The following is an 18,074-nucleotide window of genomic DNA, read 5'->3' as shown; positions in this document are numbered from 1 at the left end:
GGAGAGGAGATCGTCGAGGCATGCTGCCTCTCCCGGCGCTGCTCGCGCTGACGACGACGGTCTTCCTCGGCTGCCTCACCGAAGTGCTGCCCGCCGGGCTGCTGCTGGGCATGTCCGAGGAGCTGGGCGTTTCCCCGTCGGCCACCGGGCAGCTGGTGACGGTCTACGCGATCACCACCGCGCTGACCGCCGTCCCGCTCACCGGCGCGACCCTCCGGGTGCCGCGCAAACGCCTGCTGCTGGCGCTGATCGCGGGCTTCCTGGTCACCAACCTGGTGATCGCCGTGGCCTCGTCGTACCCGCTGATCCTGGCCGCGCGGGTCGTTTCCGGGGCGCTGACCGGGGTGATGTGGTCACTCGTGGCCGGCTACGCGATGCGTCTCGCCCCGCCGGGGCTCACCGGGCGGGCGCTGGCGGTGGCCATGTCCGGCACACCGATCGGCTTCGCGCTGGGCGTGCCCGCCGGTACCGCGCTCGGCGAACTCGCCGACTGGCGCTGGGCGTTCGCCGTGATGGCGCTGATCACCGTGCCGTTGCTGGTTTGGGTGCTCGTCGCGGTGCCCGCCGTGCTCGCGGATCCGGCGGGCCCCACCCGGCCGCTGGCCGCGTCACGGCTGCCCGGGATGCGTCCCATGCTCGCGACGGTGGCGCTGTTCTCGTTGGGGCACAACGTGGCCTACACCTACGTCGGTCCGGTGCTCGCCGGTCTGGAGGCGGAAACGTTGCTGGGCGCGGCGTTGCTGGTGTTCGGCTGCGCCGCGGTGGGCGGGATGGCCGCGGTCGGCTCCGCCCTCGACAGCCGTCCGCGCGCCGTGCTGCTGTCCTGCACCGCCGTGACCGCCGCCGCCATCGTCCTGCTGGGGATCAGCGACGGTGTCCACGGTCTGGTGCTCGCGGCCGCCGGACTGTGGGGCCTGGGGTTCGGCGGCGCGCCGACCGCTTTCCAGGCCGTCACCGCCTTGCTGGCGGGCCCCACGGCCGACGCCGCCCAGTCGCTCACGATCGCGGCCTGGAACGGCGCCGTCGCCGGGGGCGCGCTCATCGGCGGACTGCTGCTGCCGCTGGGAACGGGTCTGCTCCCTTGGTGCGCCGCCTTGGTGATCCTGTCGCCGCTGCTGTTCAGCCGGCGAGTCGTGCTTTCAGCGCCCGGAGATCGGTGCCGGACCCGGCGATGAGCGGCCAGACGTCGGAGCCGAGGAAGCCGGTCTCGTCGGTCGCCGCGGTCGCGCCGCAGGCGTCGCGTTCCAGCCCGTGCCGGGCCGCCACCGCGGCGACGGCGTCCTTTGTGGACTGTCCGAAGAGTCCGTCGGCGGGTACGGCGAAACCGCGTGCCCGCAGGAGTTCCTGTGCCATCCGCACCCGCGGCCCGCTGTCGCCGGGTTTGAGCAGCGGCCACTCCGGCAGCTCCACCTTCGGCGACGCGGATCCCAGCAGCTTGCCGACCTCGGTGCGCAGCTCCGGAAGCCGGTTGTACAACACGGTTCCCGGGCATTCGGTCGAGTTGAAGTCCCGGTGTCCCTTGATGAACTCCGGCGAGATCCCGTACTGCGAAGCGATGTACGCGACCAGCTTCACCAGCGAGTCCCAGAGCGCCGCCGTGACGTCCTCTTCGCTGTAGAGGCCTTCGTTCTCGATCCCGATGCAGGTGCTGTTGTTGTTGCCCACGTTCGCGCCCAGCACGTGCTGGGTACCGCCGCGCAGGATCTCCAGGCTGCGATGCCGGCCTTCGGTGATGTGCCCGCCGCGGCTGTTCGTGAACTGCTGGCCGGTGTCGATCCAGCCACGGGTGTCCATATGGAAATTCTGGATGGAGCGCGACGCCCAGAAGGCGTGTTCGAGCGTGTAGTCGGTGACGTTCCCCGGCTCGACCGTGTGGTGCACGACGATGTACGTCGGCTTGTGGTTCTGCACCTCGATCGCGCCGTTCGGCGGCCGCGCGCTCCACGCCGCGGTGCCGTAGATCTTCGGTTCTGTCACCCCGGACGCCGCGTCGGCGGCGGAAATCGTTGCTGTCCCCAGTAGCCCGACGGCGCTTACCGTCAGGCCGCCCTTGAGCGCGGTACGTCGGTCGAAGTCGGCCACGGGCGAAACTCCCATCATGCGCGTTGGCCGGAAAACTAACCCGCCATCGCGCCGATGACAACCATTGACCAACTTTTGTCGTAATGCGTTAGTGTTCGCCAGGGAGTGCGAACAGGCCGTCCCCGGTCTGTTCGAGCAGCCCGTCCACCAGCAGGGAGTCGAGACAGCGGTCGCGCTGCCCGGATTCGTGCCAGACGAGATCGAGCCGCGCCTTCTCGACCGGGCCTTCGCTGCCACGCAGGACGTCGAGCAGCAGCCCGCGCACTTGGCGGTCGGTGCCGGCGAACTTCTGGACCTGCTTCGCGGGCCCGGCGTATGCGGGCCTTCCCGCGTGCTGCCACGCGCAGTCGTCGTAGATCGGGCAGTCCGCGCATCGCGGCGAACGCGCGGTGCAGACGAGCGCGCCGAGTTCCATCAGCGCGGCCGAGAGTTTCGCGGCGGGCGCGTCGTCCGGCGGCAGCAGCGCTTCGACGTCGGCCATGTCGCGGGTATTCGACGGCGGCCCGGCGTCACCGGCGCCGTGCACGGCCCTGGCCACCACGCGCCGGACGTTCGTGTCCACCACCGGTGCCCGTTTGCCGTAGGCGAAGGCCGCGACGGCGCGCGCGGTGTACGCGCCGATGCCAGGCAACGCGAGCAGTGTGTCCACATCGGACGGAACGACGTCGCCGTGTTCGGCGGCGATGACGGCCGCCGCGGCGTGCAGCCGCAACGCGCGCCGCGGGTAGCCGAGTTTGCCCCAGGCGCGCACGACCTCGCCCTGCGACGACGCCGCCAGCGCCGACGGCACCGGCCAGCGCGCCATCCAGTCGAGCCAGATCGGCTGGACCCGCGCGACCGGTGTCTGCTGCAACATGATCTCGCTGACGAGCACACCCCACGCGGTGCATTCCGGCTCACGCCAAGGGAGGTCGCGCCCCACTTCGTCGAACCACCCGGTCAGCACATCCGCGTCGACGCCCACCGAGCCAAGCTTAAAGGTGCGACCCATCGGGCCCAAAGGCGTCTCCCCAAGGGCGCTCCGCGCCCGACGGAGACTTCACCCGTCGCGCACGCTCTTTTGGCCGGAGGCCCACGGAAACACGATGAAGGGGCGCCTCCTTGCTCAACGTGACGTTCAGCGGGATCGGCGCCCCTTCGGCGGGTTTCCGTCAGTGCGCGACCTCATGCAGCTGCCCCAGCTTCACGTCGTAGACGAACCCGCGCACGTTGTCGGTGTGCGGCAGGAAGTCGCTGCGCCGGACGCGCTGCACCGACCGGCGCACGCTGTCCTCGACCTCCCGGAACGCCTCGACCGACCACGTCGGGCGCAGCCCGCTGGCGGCTTCGAGTTCGTCCTTGAAATCGTCTTCGGTGACCATGGAGAGGCCACAGTCGGTGTGCTGCACGATCAGCACCTCGCGCGTGCCGAGCTTCCGCTGGCTGAGCGCGAGCGAGCGGATCATGTCGTCGGTGACGACCCCGCCCGCGTTACGCAGGATGTGGGACTCGCCCTGGATCAGGCCGAAGATCTCGAACACCCGGATACGGGCGTCCATGCAGGTCAGAATAGCCACCTGGAGTGATGGCCTCGGAGACGACCGGTCACCAGGAGTGGCATCGCCCAGCTCCTGGTTGCGCTTGAGCAGTACGTCGATTGAGGTCACACGCTCATTGGAACCGACACGCCGGGGGAGAGCAACGTGTGCGGGCGCAGATCACGGCCCGAACCAGCGTTCTTCCGCCGTTCGTGGCGGCGCCGACGTGCGGCCGACCCGTAGTTCCGTCCGCAGGGTGATCACCTTCGGCCCGACCCGGTCGGCCGAGCTGAGCAGCAGCTTGCCCGCCGCCTTGCCCTTCTCGAGCACCGGCTGGTGGACCGTGGTGAGGCCGGAGCGCTCGGCCTCGGTGATGCCGTCGAACCCGGTGACCGTCAGGTCCTGCGGTACGCGCAGGCCCCGGCGTTCCGCCTCGGCCAGAGCGCCGAGAGCGAGGATGTCCGAGGTGCAGATCACGGCCGTGACCTGCGGATACGCGTCGAGCAGCTGGCGTGCGGCCGACGCGCCGTCGTCCACGGTGTGGTCGAAGCGCTCGACCACCGGCACCGTCGCCCAGTCGACCCCGGCCGCCGAGAACGCGGCGGCCAGCGCCTCCAGCCGGATGCGCTGGACGTGGAAGTGCGCGGTGCTCTGCCGCTGGATGGAGACGAAGTCGTCGTTGCGCTCGCGGGCCAGCCGCATGCACAGCACGCCGATCTGCCGGTGGCCCAGCGAGATGAGGTGTTCGGCCATGGCGGTGACCGCGGCCGCGTCGTCCGGGCCGACCCGGTCGACCCCGTCCACCCGGGGCTGGTCGACGATCACCGTCGGCACCGGGCGTTCCAGCACGGCACCGAGATGCGGGTCGTCGTCGGGCACCGAGTAGACGACGAAGCCGTCGACGCCGGCGCGGTGCACGGCCGCGACGTCCTCCCTGCCCGGGCTCGCCGGGACCAGGTGCAGGCCGACGCCCGCGTCCTCGCAGGCCAGCGCCAGCCCTTCGAGCACGCCGACGGCGGCGGGGTCGCGGAAGGCGTAGGAGAGGTTCTCGGTGAGCAAAAGACCGACAGCGCCGGCTTTGCGCGTCCGCAGTGAACGGGCCACCGGGTCCGGGCCCGGGTAGCCGAGGCGGCGTGCGGTCTCGAGGACGCGACGGCGCAGCTCAGGGGACAACTGGTCCGGTCGGTTGTAGGCGTTCGAGACGGTGGTCCTCGACACACCGAGCTCTGCGGCCAACGACGCCAGTGTCGCCTGCCTCCTGGTGCGGATAGGACGGCCCATCCGCAAACCGTAACGGTTCAGAACGTTTTGCAGAAGCATCACCCGACGTGTGGCAGGTCTCGATTCAGAGTGACCCTGGGTACAGCTCGGACCTGGACCGGAGGCGTCGTCATCCTGATGGGGTACAGTTGAATCTGACAACGGTTTCCATTACCCGGCATTGGGGACACCTGGCCAGGGCATCCGCAGGAGTGCAGTAGATGAATTCCCGCCGTACCAAGAGTGTTTTCGCGGCCGTGTCGGCCCTGGCCGTCCTCGCGCTCGGCGCGACGGCCTGCGCGTCGAGCGACAAGGCGTCGACGGGCTCCGGTTCGCAGAACGCGTCCGCCGCGAACCCGGGCGGCGGCGAAAAGATCAAGGTCGTCGCCTCGACCGACGTCTGGGGCAGTGTCGTGACCGCCGTCGGCGGCGACAAGGTCGAGGTCACCTCGATCATCCACGACCCCTCGGCCGACCCGCACTCCTACGAGACCACCGCGAGCGACGCCGTCGCCGCGAAGAACGCGAAGCTGACGCTGTCCAACGGCGGCGGCTACGACGACTTCTTCTCCAAGGTCGCCGACCAGGCCGCCGGCGCGCAGAAGCTGGTCGCCGTCGACATCGCCGCGACCGGCAACGAGAACGAGCACGTCTGGTACAGCCTGCCCGGCGTCGAGAAGGTCGCCGACCAGGTCGCCGCGAAGCTCGGCGAGATCCAGCCCGCCTCGAAGGACGCCTTCACCGCCAACGCGACCGCGTTCAAGGGCAAGACCCAGGAACTCCTGAAGAAGGTCTCGGGGCTGGGCGCCTCGGGCGCGAAGGTCGTCGCGACCGAGCCTGTCGCGCACTACCTGCTCGACAGCGCGAAGGTCACCGACGCGACGCCGCCGGCCTTCGCCGAGGCCGTGGAAGCGGAGCAGGACGTGCCCGCCGCCGCGCTCAACGAGGTCAAGCAGCTGATCTCCGGCAAGCAGGTCAAGGCGCTGGTCAACAACGCGCAGACCACCACCCCGGTCACGCAGCAGGTCGTCGGCGACGCCAAGAACGCCGGTATCGCGGTCATCGACGTCACCGAAACGCTGCCCCAGGGTGTGACGGACTACATTGCATGGATGACCAAGGAAGTGGACGCGCTGGCCGGAGCACTGAAGTAGTGACCTCCGTACCCGCCGAAGCTCGCCCCGCGGTCCGTGTCCGCGGGGCGAGCCTCGCGTTCGGCCCCAGGACCCTCTGGTCCGGGCTCGACCTCGACGTCGAACCCGGCGAGTTCCTCGCGATCCTCGGGCCGAACGGCTCCGGGAAGAGCAGCCTGCTCAAGGTGCTGCTCGGCCAGCAGGGGCTGCCCGAGGGCACGGTCGAGATCGCGGGGCGGCGCCCCGGCGGGACGAACCGGCGGATCGGCTACATCCCGCAGCAGCGCGCCCTCGACGAGGGCCTGACGATGCGCGGCGTGGACCTGGTCGGCCTCGGCCTGGACGGGCACCGGTGGGGCACCGGTCTCTTCGGGATCTCGAAGCGGCGTCAGCTCGTCGCGCGGGCGATCGAGTCCGTCGGCGCGCAGGCGTACGCGAAGCAGCCGGTGGGGCGGCTTTCCGGTGGCGAGCAGCAGCGGCTCCGTGTCGCGCAGTCCCTGGTCGGTGACCCCGAAGTCCTGCTCTGCGACGAGCCGCTGCTCTCGCTCGACCTCGCGCACCAGCGCGCGGTCAGCGAACTGATCGACGAGCGGCGGCGCTCCGCCGAGACGGCCGTCCTGTTCGTCACCCACGAGATCAACCCGATCCTGTCCTATGTGGACCGGGTGCTGTATCTGGTGAACGGCCAGTTCCGGGTCGGCAAGCCGGACGAGGTGATGAACTCGGAGACCCTGTCCGAGCTGTACGGCACCCGCATCGAGGTGCTGAAGGTCGGCGGGCAGATCCACGTCGCCGGTGCGCAGAGCGCGCTGTGCGAGGACGAACCCCACCACATCGACGAACAGGCTTGTTAGCGCCGTGGTAGACGAAGTGAGGTCATTCGTGCGGTCCGGACCACACGCGGAACCCGCCCTGGCGACGCGATCCCGGTCGCGGGTTCTTGGATAGACACCGTGGACAAGATGTTCGACTTCGCCCTGACCGGTGAACTCCTCGGTCTCGACTTCGTTCAGACGGCGCTGCTCGCGGCCGCCGTTCTCGGCCTGGTCGCCGGGATGCTCGGCCCGCTGGTCGTCATGCGGCGGATGTCGTTCGCCGTGCACGGCACGGCCGAACTGGCCTTCACCGGCGCGGCGGGCGCGCTGCTGCTGGGAGTCGGCGTCGAACTCGGCGGCCTCGCGGGCGCCGTCATCGCCGCCCTGCTGATCGGGCTCCTCGGCGGCCGCGAGTCCGAACGCGACTCCGTGATCGGCGTGATCCTCGCCTTCGGTCTCGGCATGGGCGTCCTGCTGCTGTCGTTCTACGAAGGCCGCAGCGCCAACAAGTTCGGCATTCTGGTCGGGCAGATCATCACCATCGACTCGACCAACCTGAACCTGCTCGTCGGCGCCTCGGTCGTCGTGCTGGTGGTGCTCGCGGTGATCTACCGGCCGCTGCTGTTCGCCACGGTCGACCCTGCGGTAGCGACGGCGCGCGGCGTCCCGGTGCGGCTGCTGTCGCTGATCTTCGCGGTGCTGGTCGGGATTTCGAGCGCGCTCGGGGTGCAGATCGTCGGCGCCCTGCTGGTGGTCTCGCTGATGGTGACCCCGGCCGCGGCCGCCGCGCGGGTCACGGCGAGCCCGTGGAAGGCGACCGTGCTGTCGATCGTGTTCGCGGAGATCGCCGCGCTCGGCGGGATCGTCCTTTCGCTGGCGCCGGGCAAGCCGGTGAGCGCGTTCGTCACGACGATCTCGTTCGTGATCTACCTCGTCTGCCGTCTCATCGCGTGGCTGCGCGGCCGGAGCTCACGGGTCCGCGTCGAGCCGACGGCACGGCCGGCTCTGCGCTAGTTTCCCGAGTCGCTTTCGGCGGCGATTTCATTCGACGAGGTCAATCCGGCCGTAACCGGATATTCCGCGCGCCCGCCTTTGTATCATCGCCCTTGAAAAGGGGGCTTTTGGTGCAAGCATTGAACGCCGGGGAATCCGCTCAGGTGGGTCGCTACCGGGTGTTCGCCGTGCTCGGCGAGGGTGGAATGGGCCGGGTGCTGCTGGGGCGTTCGTTCGACGGGCGGCTGGTCGCCCTCAAGCAGGTGCGTCCGGCCTTCGCCAACGACCCCGGATTCCGGGAGCGGTTCCGCCGCGAGGTCATCACTTCGCGCATGGTGTCGGGCGCCTTCACCGCCGCGGTGATGGACGCCGATCCGGACGCCCCGACACCCTGGCTGGCGTCGGTGTTCGTACCGGGCCCGTCGTTGTCGGAGGCGGTGGCCGCCGGCGGGCCGCTGCCTCCGCCGTCGCTGCGGTACCTGGCCGCCGGGCTGGCGCTGGCGCTGGGGGAGATTCACCGGGCCGGTCTGGTCCACCGCGATCTCAAGCCGGGCAACGTCATCCTCGCCGCCGACGGCCCACGGGTGATCGATTTCGGCATCGCGCGCGCGATCGAGGGCGACTCGGAACTCACCCACACCGGATCGATCATCGGCTCACCCGCGTTCATGTCGCCGGAGCAGGCGGAGGGGAAGCCGCCGACTCCGGCAGGCGACATGTTCTCCTTCGGGGCGTTGCTGGTGATGGCGGCGACCGGGCAGAGCCCGTTCACCGGATCGTCCACCCCGCACACCCTCTACAACGTCGTGCACGCCCGGCCGGACCTGAGCCGGCTGCCGGAGGACCTGCGAACGATCGTCGAGCCCTGCCTGGCGAAGGATCCCGAGGACCGGCCGACCCCGGCATGGGTCATGCGGCAGCTCGGTCCCGTCGCGCCGGCTTCCTCGCCCTGGCCTCCTCCGGTGCCGCAGCTGACCGAGACGCAGCAGGCCGAGGTGTGGGGGCTGCTGAACCCGGTCCCGCCCAAGCGGTCCCGGCGCCGCCTCCGCGCGGGGCTCGCCGCGGCGGCCGTGGTGCTGCTGGCCGTCTCCGGGGTGGTGGTGGTCAAGCTGCTGACCCGGCCGGACGCGGCACCCGAGATCGCGTCGGCGCCGCAGTCCGGGGTGCCACCGACCACGCCGGTCAACCCGGACCCGCTCGGCCCGGACAACCTGCGCCGCGTGGACCTGTGCGAAGTACTGGCCGGCTGGACGGCGCCCGTGCTCGGCACCCTCGCCGCGACGTCGCCCGGACGGCGGCTGGACTGTCTTTACAACGCGCTGACCCTCGCCGTCGGGCCACGGCTGCTCGACGGGGTACCGGCCGGGGAACTGGAAGGGCTGCCGATGAACACCAAAGCCGTCGGTGGTTCGTGCTCGGCGGCCGTGCCCGTCGCCGGCCTCCAGAACGTCGTGCTCTTCACCAAGGTCGGCGCCATGGTCTCGTCGGACGAGGAGTGCGTGGTGGCGAAAGCCGGGCTCGGTGAGGCGGTGCGGCGGATCCGCGCCGGCGGCCACGCACGCGACCTGCCGCCGGGCTCACTGATCGGGCTTGATCCCTGCGCGCTGCTCCCGCCCGACAAGGTCGACCGGTCGATCGGCCCGGTACGGGCCACCGCTCTCGAGGACCTGCACCACTGTGTCCACCAGGGCGACGGCACCTTCGAGCTGCTCGTGGAGCACGGATATCCGCCTCACGGGCCGGAGCAGGTCAAGGCAGGAGGCTTCCTGCCGGTGGAGGTCGGGGGCACCACGGTGTATCGGGAGGAAAACCCGCCGGCGGGTGTCCGCGGTTGCGTGCTGACCTGGCAGCACCGGGCGATGAGCGAGAACGTCGGCGAAAACGTCAAAGTGACGTACGAGCCCCAGGGCGCCAAGACCATACAGCAGGCCTGCGCCAAGGCCGAGGAGCTCGTCAGGGCGCTTCTGCCCGCGCTCCCGAAACCCTAGGACAGACCAGTGAAGCCGTTGAATTCCGGCGAACCCCGGCAGGTCGGGCCCCACCGGATCATCGCCGCCCTCGGGGAAGGCGGCATGGGCCGGGTCGTTCTCGGGCTCGCACCCGACGGACGGCTCGTGGCCGTCAAACAGATCCATGCCCAGTTCGCCCACGATCCCCGCTTTCGTGAACGGTTCCGCCGCGAGGTCACCACCTCGCGCATGGTCTCCGGCGCGTACACCGCCGCCGTCATGGACGCCGATCCCGAAGCCGAAACCCCTTGGCTCGCCTCGGTTTTCGTCACCGGTCCCGATCTGCGCGAAGCCGTCGACGAGTTCGGCCCGCTCCCGATGGCAGCGGTGCGCCTGCTCGCCTCCGGACTGGCCGCGGCCCTCACCGAGCTGCACCGTGCCGGGCTGATCCACCGGGATCTCAAGCCCGGCAACATCATCCTCGCCGCCGACGGCCCCCGCGTCATCGACTTCGGCATCGCCCGTGCCGTCGAAGAGGCCCAGCACCTCACCGGCACCGGCTCCATCATCGGTTCACCCGCGTTCATGTCGCCGGAACAGGCCGGAAGCGGCCTCGTCGGCACAGCCTCCGACGTGTTCTCGCTCGGTGCCATCCTGGTCATGGCGTCCACCGGACGCGGACCTTTCAGTGGCACTTCGGCGCCTCAGACGCTCTACAACGTGGTCCACGCCGAACCTGATCTGTCAGCCGTGCCGGCGGAAATCCGGCCGCTCGTCGAAGGGTGCCTCGCCAAGGACCCGGCTCGACGGCCCACACCCGAGCAGATCCTGGACTTCTTCGGCCCCGTGCCGCCGGGGATCGCGCCCTGGCCGGACGTCGTGCACGCCCGCATTCAGCGGCAGGACGCCGAAGTACGTGCGGCGCTCTCCTTGCCGATTCCGGCGTGGCGGCCACCGGCCCGGCCCGAGCCGGAACGGAAAAGCCGTACCGGGCTGGTGATCGCGGGGGCGCTGGCGGCGGTGGCCGCGCTGATCGGAACGCTGGTCGTCGTCATCCAGGACGCGACTTCACCACAGGACATCGGGCCCGCCACCATACCGGTGGCGGAGGCGTTGACCTTGGAGCGGCTCCGCCGCGTCGACGCGTGCACGGTGCTCGCCGGCCGGTTCACCGAGGACCTCGGCACACTCGAGCCGGACTCGAACCCGTTGTCCCCGGACAGGTGCACCTACAGTGGCTCCAACGGCCTCCGCTTCGACGTCCGGCTCGGGGAACCCGTGGTCAACGGTGGTATCGGCGCGACGAACCGCACCGCCGAAGGGCTGCCGCTGCTGCGCGCCTCCTTCAGCGGAGGCTGCCACGCCCTCATCCCGGTGACCGGTGTCCCGGAGCTCTACGTGATGCTCTACAACGACACCGACGTGGGTGACGAATGCGCCGTCGCCGACAGCGCGCTCACCGTCGTGCTCGCCCGCCTGCGTACCCACGAGGTCGATCGTGCGGACGATCCGGCGGGCTTGCTCCCGCTGGACCCCTGCGTCCTCCCGGATGCCGCCGTGGTCGCGGCGAACATGAACGGAGCACCGGTCCGCCTGATCAGCCTGCGGAACTGCAGGTGGATGGGCGACGGCGAAAGCCTGGACGTCAAAGTCCAACGGAGTCTCTACGTCGACAACGGTCGTTCGGTCGACCTGGGCAACGGGGTCACCGGGTACGTGAGCAAGAGCAGCGATTCCGTCTGCCTTCTCTCCTGGCCGCACCGCACGCTCCCCGACGGCGACGCCGAGTACGTCTCGGTGTGGCTGCAGGGATACAGCGGCGACCGGGCCTGCGACCGGGCGCGCGCGGTCGCCGTCTCCGTGCTGGCCCGGCTGCCGAAGCGCTAGCGGATCGGGTGCTCGGCGAGCGCCTTCTTGACCGCTCCGAGGAAATCGGGGGCGATGAACGCGAGCTGGCCGGCGGCCACACTGCGTTCCACGACTTCGACGACCACGACGTCCGCGTTCACGAAAGCGTCGACGGCCTCGGCCTGTGACGTCTTCTGGGTGAAGTGCGCCAGCATCGTCAGGTTCGTGAAAGCGCCGGAGAGATACCGCGAAGACGCTTTCGTGAACGAGTCGCCGTAGACCAGCACCTTCTCGTCGACGGTCCCGATCAGCGGGCTGGCGGTGCGGTACACCGGCCTGTCGATGTCGCCGTTCGACTCGCCCGCGCGCTCGACGACGCCGTCCGGACGGAGGCTGTACACCGTGTTCGTCTTCGTGCCCTGCTTGTTGATCAGCGGCGGCAGGTCGGCGGAGGATTCGTACTGGCCGACGGGAACGCTCACCCAGGTCTGCGTGACGCCCGGTTTGATCGCGTTCGCGATGGCGCGCGTCATCACCAGCGCGCCCTCGTCGGCCCAGTGGGTGTCGTTCGGCGGGTAGATCGGCCGCTGCACCCTGCCCTCGGACGCGCGAAGCTCGGGCCGCAGGTCGATCGCGCGCGCGTCCTTGAGCATCCGGTGCCAGGTGGACGCTTCGGCCGACCGCGAGCAGTCCTTGCCCGGGTAGGTGTCGGGCAGGAACTGAGGGACCATCGTCGACTTGTCCGGCGCGACGACGAACTCGAACCGCCTACCGGACTGTTCGACCGCGCGCCGCAGCTCGTTGATCTTGGCGATGGTCTCGCTCAGCGGACGGGACGGATCGCATTTCGCGTCGGCGTCGTAGCCGTAGTACAGCCAGCCGTCGCGGCCCTGCACGACGCGGCGGTACCCGGAGGCGGCGTTCGGCGCCGGCCCCTGGGTCGGCGCGGTCTTGGGCTGTGACGGCGACGGCTGGGCGGGGATCGGGCCCGCCTGCTGCTGCGGTGCCGGCTGGTCGAGCGGGGCGCTCTCGCCGAAGACGCCGCGGCTGATCGCGTCGGCGGCGGCGATCGCGCCCGGCCGGAACGACAGCTGGTCGATCGCCCAGGTCGGCATGTCGGTGAAGAAACCCCAGCCCCGGTCCAGGCCGGGGAAGCTCGCGAGCTTGTGGTTCTCGATCTCGCCAGGCCGGACACCGAACACCCACAGCAGCGCGGGGGTGGTGAAGAACAGGAGCGCGCTGATCAGCGCGGTCAGCTGCCTGCCACCGTGACGGGGACGATGCAACGCGTGCTCACGCGGTAGCCACGCCTCGTGGACGGCTGGCAGCTGCTGGGGTTCGGACGCCACCCCTTTACCGTAATCATCCCGTGTCGCGCGCACGTGAGAACGCCTCACTTCCGCGCCCCGGATCGCGTTCAGCAGGCTAAACGCAGGTCCACCGGGCCACCCTGGCTCCGGGACCGATGTCCCCAATGCCATATTGGAGCCCCTCAGCGTCCCCGATGTGGCATTGGGGACATGGCGCTCGTCGGGCGGTGGCCGCCGACACTCCATCACGCGTCTCCCGCACCTGATCGCGTTCAGCGGGCTGAACGCGATCAGTGGAGCATCAGGAGGACCTGCAGCTCACCGACCAGGAAGCCGATGAGCCCGCCCACCGCGATGAGCTTCCACTCGTCCTGCCGGAACGCGGGCCTCAGCAGCCCCTCGAACTCCAGCGGCGTCAGCCCGAGCATCCGCCGCTCGACGATCTTCGCGACGTCCATCGCCTCGGTCAGGTAGCCCTCGGCGTGGCGGATCGTCGGCGGGAGCCGCTCCAGCGCCTTCCGAGCGGCCGCCTGTTTGATCTCGTTCAGCCGCTGTCCGCCGACGGCCATCGCGACCATCGGTTTCGCGACGCTCGCCTGCTCGTCGACGGCCCGTGCCACGAGCCGCTCGACCAGCGCGTACAGCCGATCCGACCGCGGTCCGCGCAGGACGGCGTCGAGCAGGTTCGGCACGGTGAGGATCTCGTTCGCGATCATCTCGCCGTACTGGTGTGCGACGTCGGCCCGCCGCCGCTGGAACTTGCCCTGCAGGATCACCCGCCCCACCCGCACCGGCTCGCGCGGCACGAAGATCAGCTTGATCGCGAGCCAGTCGGTGAACAGCCCGATGCAGCCGCCGAAGATCGGCAGCACCCACGGTTCCTTGGTCGCCGCCCAGACGATCGCCTGCACGATGCCGAGCCCGAAGCCGAAGTAGATCCCCGTGCGCGCGATGAACGCCATCTCCGGCCGCGACGTCTCGCGGATCAGCCGGACGAGCAGCTTCTTGTCCCTGGTGAGCCGCTGCACGGTCATATGCTGGAAGTCGAGCACCTCGTCGAGGTTCTCGGTCACCTCCGCCATGAACTCGCGCACCAGCCGCGGCGTCGACGACTGGACCTGCTTGATCAGCAGCTCCTGCGCCATCGTCGGCATGACCTCCCAGAGCCTGGGGTGGTGCTTTTCGAGCACTTCGCGGGCGACCTCGTCCACGGCCCGCAGCAGCGGCTGCTCGATCTCGCGCGTGATGATCGCCGGATCGATCCGCCGGAAGACCTCTTTGACGTCCAGCAGATTCGACGTCAGCAGCTCGGTCGCGACGGCGGCCATTCGCCCGCCGTGTTTGGGCACCACGCCCTGCCAGCCGAGGAACGGTTTGATCCCGACGAACTCGAGCGGTTTGAACATCATCTCGATGGCGACGCGTTTGGTGACGTAGCCGATCAGCGCGGCGACGAACGGGATCGCGGCGTACAGCCACCAGTGCCGGGCGAGGTCGTCCAGGACGGCGTCCACACGACCTCCTCGCTTCGCTCAGGGAAGGGGGAAACCGTATCGGTTGGGCCTCAGTGAAGCAGCAGAAGCACCTGAAGTTCACCGACAAGGCCGCCGATCACCGCGCCGACGGCGATCAGCTTCCACTCGTCCTGCCGGAACGCCGGGCGCAGCAGCTGCTCGAATTCGAGCGGGTTCAGCCGCCGCATTCTGTCCACAATGGTGTTCCGGACGTCGAGTGCGTTGACCGCGTAGCTCTCGGCGTGGCGGATCGTCTCCGGGATCCGTGCCGCCGCCTTCGCCGCCGCCGTCTGCTTCATCTCCTGGAACCGCCTGCTCCCGACGGCCAGCGCGACGAACGGCTTCACGACGCTCGCCTGCGCGTCGATCGTCCGCTGCACCTCGCGCGTGATCATCGTGAACAGCTTGTCCGACTTCGGCCCGCTCAACACGGCTTCGAGCAGGTTGGGGATGGTGATGATCTCGCGCGCGATCATGTCGCCGTAGTCGGCGGAGACCTGGTCCTTGCGTTTCTGGAACACGCCTTGCCAGGTGTAGAAGCCGAAGAACCGCTTCGGCTCCCGCGGCAGGAAGATCATCTTCAGGGCGATCCAGTCGGTGAACCAGCCGATGCCGATACCGAACAGCGGCAGCACGATCGGCGACTTCGTCAGCGCCCACACCAGCAGCTGCACGCAGCCGAGCGAGAACCCGAACACGATCCCCGACCGCGCGATGAACCGCATCTCCGGCCGCGAGATGTCGCGGATCAGCCGGTTCAGCAAGGCCTTGTCGCGCACCAGGTTCGTCACGACCATGTGCTTGAGGTCGAGCACGTCCTCGATGTTCTCCGCGATCTCGCCCATGATCTTCGTGATCGCGCGCGGCGCCTCGGCCTGCACCCGTTTGAGCAGCAACTGCTGGGCGGTGTTCGGGAGTACTTCCCAGAGTCTGGGCTGGTACTGCTCCATCACCTCGCGCGTGACGTCCTCGACGATCCGCAGAAGCGGCTGCTCGATCTCCTTGGCCACCTGGGCCGGGTCGAGCCTGGCGAAGATCTCCTTCGGGTCGACGAGGTTGGTCGTCAGCATCTCGGTGGCGGTCGCGGCCATCCGCTCGGCGTTGGCCGGCAGCACTCCCTGCCAGCCGAGGAACGGCTTCACACCGACGAATTCCACCGGTTTGAACATCATCTCGATGGCGACGCGTTTGGTGACGTAGCCGATCAGCGCGGCGATGAACGGCATGCTGACGTACACCGGCCAGTGCTCGCCGAGATCGGCGATGACGGCGTCCACTTTCCTGCCCCTCCCGCGTCGCGCTTGAGGGGCAACCTAGCCGCCTGTCCTCAGTGGAGGAGTAGCAGGACCTGAAGTTCACCCACGAGCCCGCCGATCACCGCGCCGACCGCGATCAGCTTCCATTCGTCCTGCTGGAAGGCGGGTCGCAGGATCCCCTCGAACTCGAGCGGGGTCAGTTGCTGCATCTTCGTGACGATGGTGTTGCGGACGTCGAGCGCGTCAGTGGCGTAGCTCTCCACGTGTTTCACCGTTTCGGGGAGATACGCGATCGCCTTCTCCGCCGCGGCCTTCTTCATCTCCTGGTACTGGACCCCTCCGACGGTCAGCGCCACCAAGGGTTTCGCGATGCTCGCCTGCGCGTCGATGGTGCGCTGCACCTCGCGGGTGATCATCGCGAACAGCTTGTCCGACTTGGGCCCGGTGAGCACGGCCTCCATCACGTTCCGCACGGTGAGCACCTCGTCCGCGATCAGCGCGCCGTAGTCCTTGGCGACCGCCTGGCGGCGTTTCTGGAACATGCCCTGCCAGCTGAAGAACAGGAACCGGCGCGGCTCGCGCGGGTAGAAGATCATTTTCAGCGCCAGCCAGTCCGTGACGAAGCCGGTGACGAAACCGAAGATCGGCATGATCAACGGCTGCTTCGTCAGCGCCCACGCGACGAACTGGATCAGGCCGATGACGAAGCCGAACCAGATGCCGGACCGGGCGATGAAGCGGAGCTCCGGGGTCGCGACCTCCTTGATCAGGCGGCAGGTCAGCGATTTGTCGCGGACCATCGCGTTGATCAGCATCTCGTTGACGTCGAGGACCTCGTCGATGTTCGTCGACACCTCGCGCATCAGCTTCGCGACGACCTTCGGCGCCTGCGCCCGGACCTGGTCGACCAGCATGCGCTGCGCCCGGGTCGGCAGCAGTTCCCACAGTCTGGGCTGGTACTGCTCCATGACCTCGCGGGTGACGTCCTCGACGGCCTTGAGGAGCGGCTCCTCGAGTTCCTTGACCACCTCCTCGGGATCGAGCCGGGAGAAGATCTCCTGCGGATCGACGAGGTTCTTGGTCAGCAGGTCGACGGCGGTGGTCGCCATCCGGCGCGAGTTGGCCGGGATGACCCCCTGCCAGCCGAGGAAGGGTTTGATCCCGACGAACTCCAGCGGCCGGAACATCATCTCGATGGCGACGCGTTTCGTGATGTACCCGATGAGCGCGGCGATGAAGGGCATCGTGGCGTAGACGTGCCAATGCTCGCGGATGTCTTCGAGGATCGCCGAGATGTCCAACCGGGCCTCCCTGCTTACGAGCTGTCAACAAAGCAGGATGCCATGTGATCGCCCTGCCGCACGCCGAGTGCAGCCGTTTGGCGGTACTGCCCCACGGGTCCCCGCTCATTAAGGTGGCCGCCATGGTCGCTCCTGAGAAGACGGCGCCTCAGGCGCCCTCAGCGAAATCGCCCCAGTTCGCGGGCGCTGTCCGCGGTTACGACAAGCGCCAGGTCGACGAGCGTCTCGCCGAGCTGGCCGCCGAAATCAAGCAGGCCTCACGCAGCCGCGACGAGGCCGTGGCGACCGCCGGTGAGCTCACCAAGGCGCTCGGCCACGCCCAGAAGGAACTGGACGAGACGAAGGCCGCCCTCGTACGGATGAGTGCGAGCCCGTCCGGCGCCGGCGCGATGGCCGAACGCGTCCGCATGATGATGCAGCTCGCCGAGGAGGAGATCACCGACCTCAAGGTCGCCGCCGAAGCCGACGCCAAGTCGACACGTGCCGAAGCGGACAGGTACGCCCACGAAACGCAGCGCGCGAGTGACAAGGCGGCCAAGGACGCGCAGGCGGAGCGGGAGAAACTGCTCGCGGACGCCAAGGCCGAGATCGAGCGGCTGAACTCCGAGGCGGCACAGAAGCGCAAGGAGTTGGACCTGGAGAGCGTCCGGGCCCGTGCCGCGGCGGACAAGAAGGCCGAGGAGGCATCGGCCGCTCGTCGCGCGGAGGCGGAGAAGGCGTCCGCGGACAAGATCGCGGAAGCCGACCGGGTGTCCGCGGCCAAGCGTGCCGAAGCCGAACGGATCTCGGCGGAGAAGATCGCCAAGGCGGAGAAGTCTTCGGCGGAGGACATCGCCGCGAAGCAGGAGCAGGTCGCGGAGGCACTCGCCGACGCGAAGACCCAGCAGACCGAAGCTCAGCAGGCTCGGAAGCTCTCGCTGGAACTCCGGTCGAAGGTCGCCGAGCGGCTTTCCGCCACGGACGCCGCCGTCCAGGAGGCCATCCGGCTGCTGGCTCCCGCCCCGGACGCCGCCGAGGCGCCCAAACCGGAAGCGGCCAGTCCGGCTACGCCGAAGCCGGCTCCTACCAAGACCAACGGCCCACGCCCTTCCTGATT

Annotated in this window: 15 protein-coding genes; 7 read left to right on the top strand and 8 right to left on the bottom strand. The window is 69.1% G+C overall.

All coding sequences use genetic code 11. The annotated features are described in order from the left end of the window. Nucleotides 1-20: 20 nt before the first annotated feature. Nucleotides 21-1,175 carry an MFS transporter gene (locus tag AC069H_RS26355; RefSeq protein ID WP_478234147.1) on the top strand — a complete coding sequence of 385 codons (1,155 nt, stop codon included), beginning with the start codon at nucleotides 21-23 and terminating at the stop codon, nucleotides 1,173-1,175. Here AC069H_RS26355 and AC069H_RS26350 read toward each other — a convergent pair. From AC069H_RS26350 to AC069H_RS26335, 4 genes are all read right to left on the bottom strand, one after another. Then, on the bottom strand, nucleotides 1,120-2,082 hold the full coding sequence (locus AC069H_RS26350) for a peptidoglycan recognition protein family protein (RefSeq protein ID WP_478234146.1): 963 nt from the start codon (nucleotides 2,080-2,082) through the stop codon (nucleotides 1,120-1,122). The genes AC069H_RS26355 and AC069H_RS26350 overlap by 56 nt on opposite strands. An 88-nt stretch (nucleotides 2,083-2,170) precedes the next feature. Beyond that, nucleotides 2,171-3,046: an HhH-GPD family protein gene (locus AC069H_RS26345; RefSeq protein ID WP_478234145.1), complete on the bottom strand. Its 876-nt coding sequence runs from the start codon at nucleotides 3,044-3,046 to the stop codon at nucleotides 2,171-2,173. Nucleotides 3,047-3,233: 187 nt separating this feature from the next. Next, nucleotides 3,234-3,728: a beta-class carbonic anhydrase gene (locus tag AC069H_RS26340; RefSeq protein ID WP_478234144.1), complete on the bottom strand. Its 495-nt coding sequence runs from the start codon at nucleotides 3,726-3,728 to the stop codon at nucleotides 3,234-3,236. A 51-nt stretch (nucleotides 3,729-3,779) separates the two neighbouring features. Then, complete coding sequence (locus AC069H_RS26335) at nucleotides 3,780-4,880, bottom strand: LacI family DNA-binding transcriptional regulator (RefSeq protein WP_478234143.1); 1,101 nt, start codon at nucleotides 4,878-4,880, stop codon at nucleotides 3,780-3,782. 200 nt (nucleotides 4,881-5,080) lie between these two features. On the opposite strand from AC069H_RS26335, the gene AC069H_RS26330 reads away from it, so the two are divergent. The 5 genes from AC069H_RS26330 to AC069H_RS26310 all read left to right on the top strand — a co-directional run bounded on the left by AC069H_RS26330 (nucleotide 5,081) and on the right by AC069H_RS26310 (nucleotide 11,636). Then, nucleotides 5,081-6,013: a metal ABC transporter solute-binding protein, Zn/Mn family gene (locus AC069H_RS26330; protein ID WP_478234142.1), complete on the top strand. Its 933-nt coding sequence runs from the start codon at nucleotides 5,081-5,083 to the stop codon at nucleotides 6,011-6,013. After that, on the top strand, nucleotides 6,013-6,846 hold the full coding sequence (locus AC069H_RS26325; RefSeq protein WP_340685392.1) for a metal ABC transporter ATP-binding protein: 834 nt from the start codon (nucleotides 6,013-6,015) through the stop codon (nucleotides 6,844-6,846). Before AC069H_RS26330 ends, AC069H_RS26325 begins: the two co-directional genes overlap by 1 nt. Nucleotides 6,847-6,945: 99 nt before the next feature. Next, nucleotides 6,946-7,821, top strand: a complete 876-nt coding sequence (locus AC069H_RS26320; RefSeq protein ID WP_478234141.1) for a metal ABC transporter permease — start codon at nucleotides 6,946-6,948, stop codon at nucleotides 7,819-7,821. A gap of 110 nt (nucleotides 7,822-7,931) precedes the next feature. Then, complete coding sequence (locus AC069H_RS26315; protein WP_478234140.1) at nucleotides 7,932-9,788, top strand: serine/threonine-protein kinase; 1,857 nt, start codon at nucleotides 7,932-7,934, stop codon at nucleotides 9,786-9,788. A gap of 9 nt (nucleotides 9,789-9,797) precedes the next feature. After that, complete coding sequence (locus tag AC069H_RS26310) at nucleotides 9,798-11,636, top strand: serine/threonine-protein kinase (protein ID WP_478234139.1); 1,839 nt, start codon at nucleotides 9,798-9,800, stop codon at nucleotides 11,634-11,636. Here the strand turns inward: AC069H_RS26310 and AC069H_RS26305 are convergent. The 4 genes from AC069H_RS26305 to AC069H_RS26290 all read right to left on the bottom strand — a co-directional run bounded on the left by AC069H_RS26305 (nucleotide 11,633) and on the right by AC069H_RS26290 (nucleotide 16,978). Beyond that, nucleotides 11,633-12,946 carry an alginate O-acetyltransferase AlgX-related protein gene (locus tag AC069H_RS26305; RefSeq protein WP_478234138.1) on the bottom strand — a complete coding sequence of 438 codons (1,314 nt, stop codon included), beginning with the start codon at nucleotides 12,944-12,946 and terminating at the stop codon, nucleotides 11,633-11,635. The two genes, AC069H_RS26310 and AC069H_RS26305, sit on opposite strands and share 4 nt — an antisense overlap. A gap of 251 nt (nucleotides 12,947-13,197) precedes the next feature. Then, nucleotides 13,198-14,421: a DUF445 domain-containing protein gene (locus tag AC069H_RS26300; RefSeq protein ID WP_478234137.1), complete on the bottom strand. Its 1,224-nt coding sequence runs from the start codon at nucleotides 14,419-14,421 to the stop codon at nucleotides 13,198-13,200. Nucleotides 14,422-14,471: 50 nt separating this feature from the next. Beyond that, nucleotides 14,472-15,698: a DUF445 domain-containing protein gene (locus tag AC069H_RS26295; protein WP_126730196.1), complete on the bottom strand. Its 1,227-nt coding sequence runs from the start codon at nucleotides 15,696-15,698 to the stop codon at nucleotides 14,472-14,474. A 50-nt stretch (nucleotides 15,699-15,748) separates the two neighbouring features. Further along, complete coding sequence (locus AC069H_RS26290) at nucleotides 15,749-16,978, bottom strand: DUF445 domain-containing protein (protein WP_478234136.1); 1,230 nt, start codon at nucleotides 16,976-16,978, stop codon at nucleotides 15,749-15,751. A gap of 122 nt (nucleotides 16,979-17,100) precedes the next feature. On the opposite strand from AC069H_RS26290, the gene AC069H_RS26285 reads away from it, so the two are divergent. Then, on the top strand, nucleotides 17,101-18,072 hold the full coding sequence (locus AC069H_RS26285; RefSeq protein WP_478234135.1) for a coiled-coil domain-containing protein: 972 nt from the start codon (nucleotides 17,101-17,103) through the stop codon (nucleotides 18,070-18,072). Nucleotides 18,073-18,074: the final 2 nt, after the last annotated feature.

It is taken from the genome of Amycolatopsis sp. NPDC043887 (assembly GCF_056435665.1).
The sequence above is the reverse complement of the archived record's forward strand: the minus strand, read 5'-3'. Positions and strand labels throughout refer to the sequence as shown.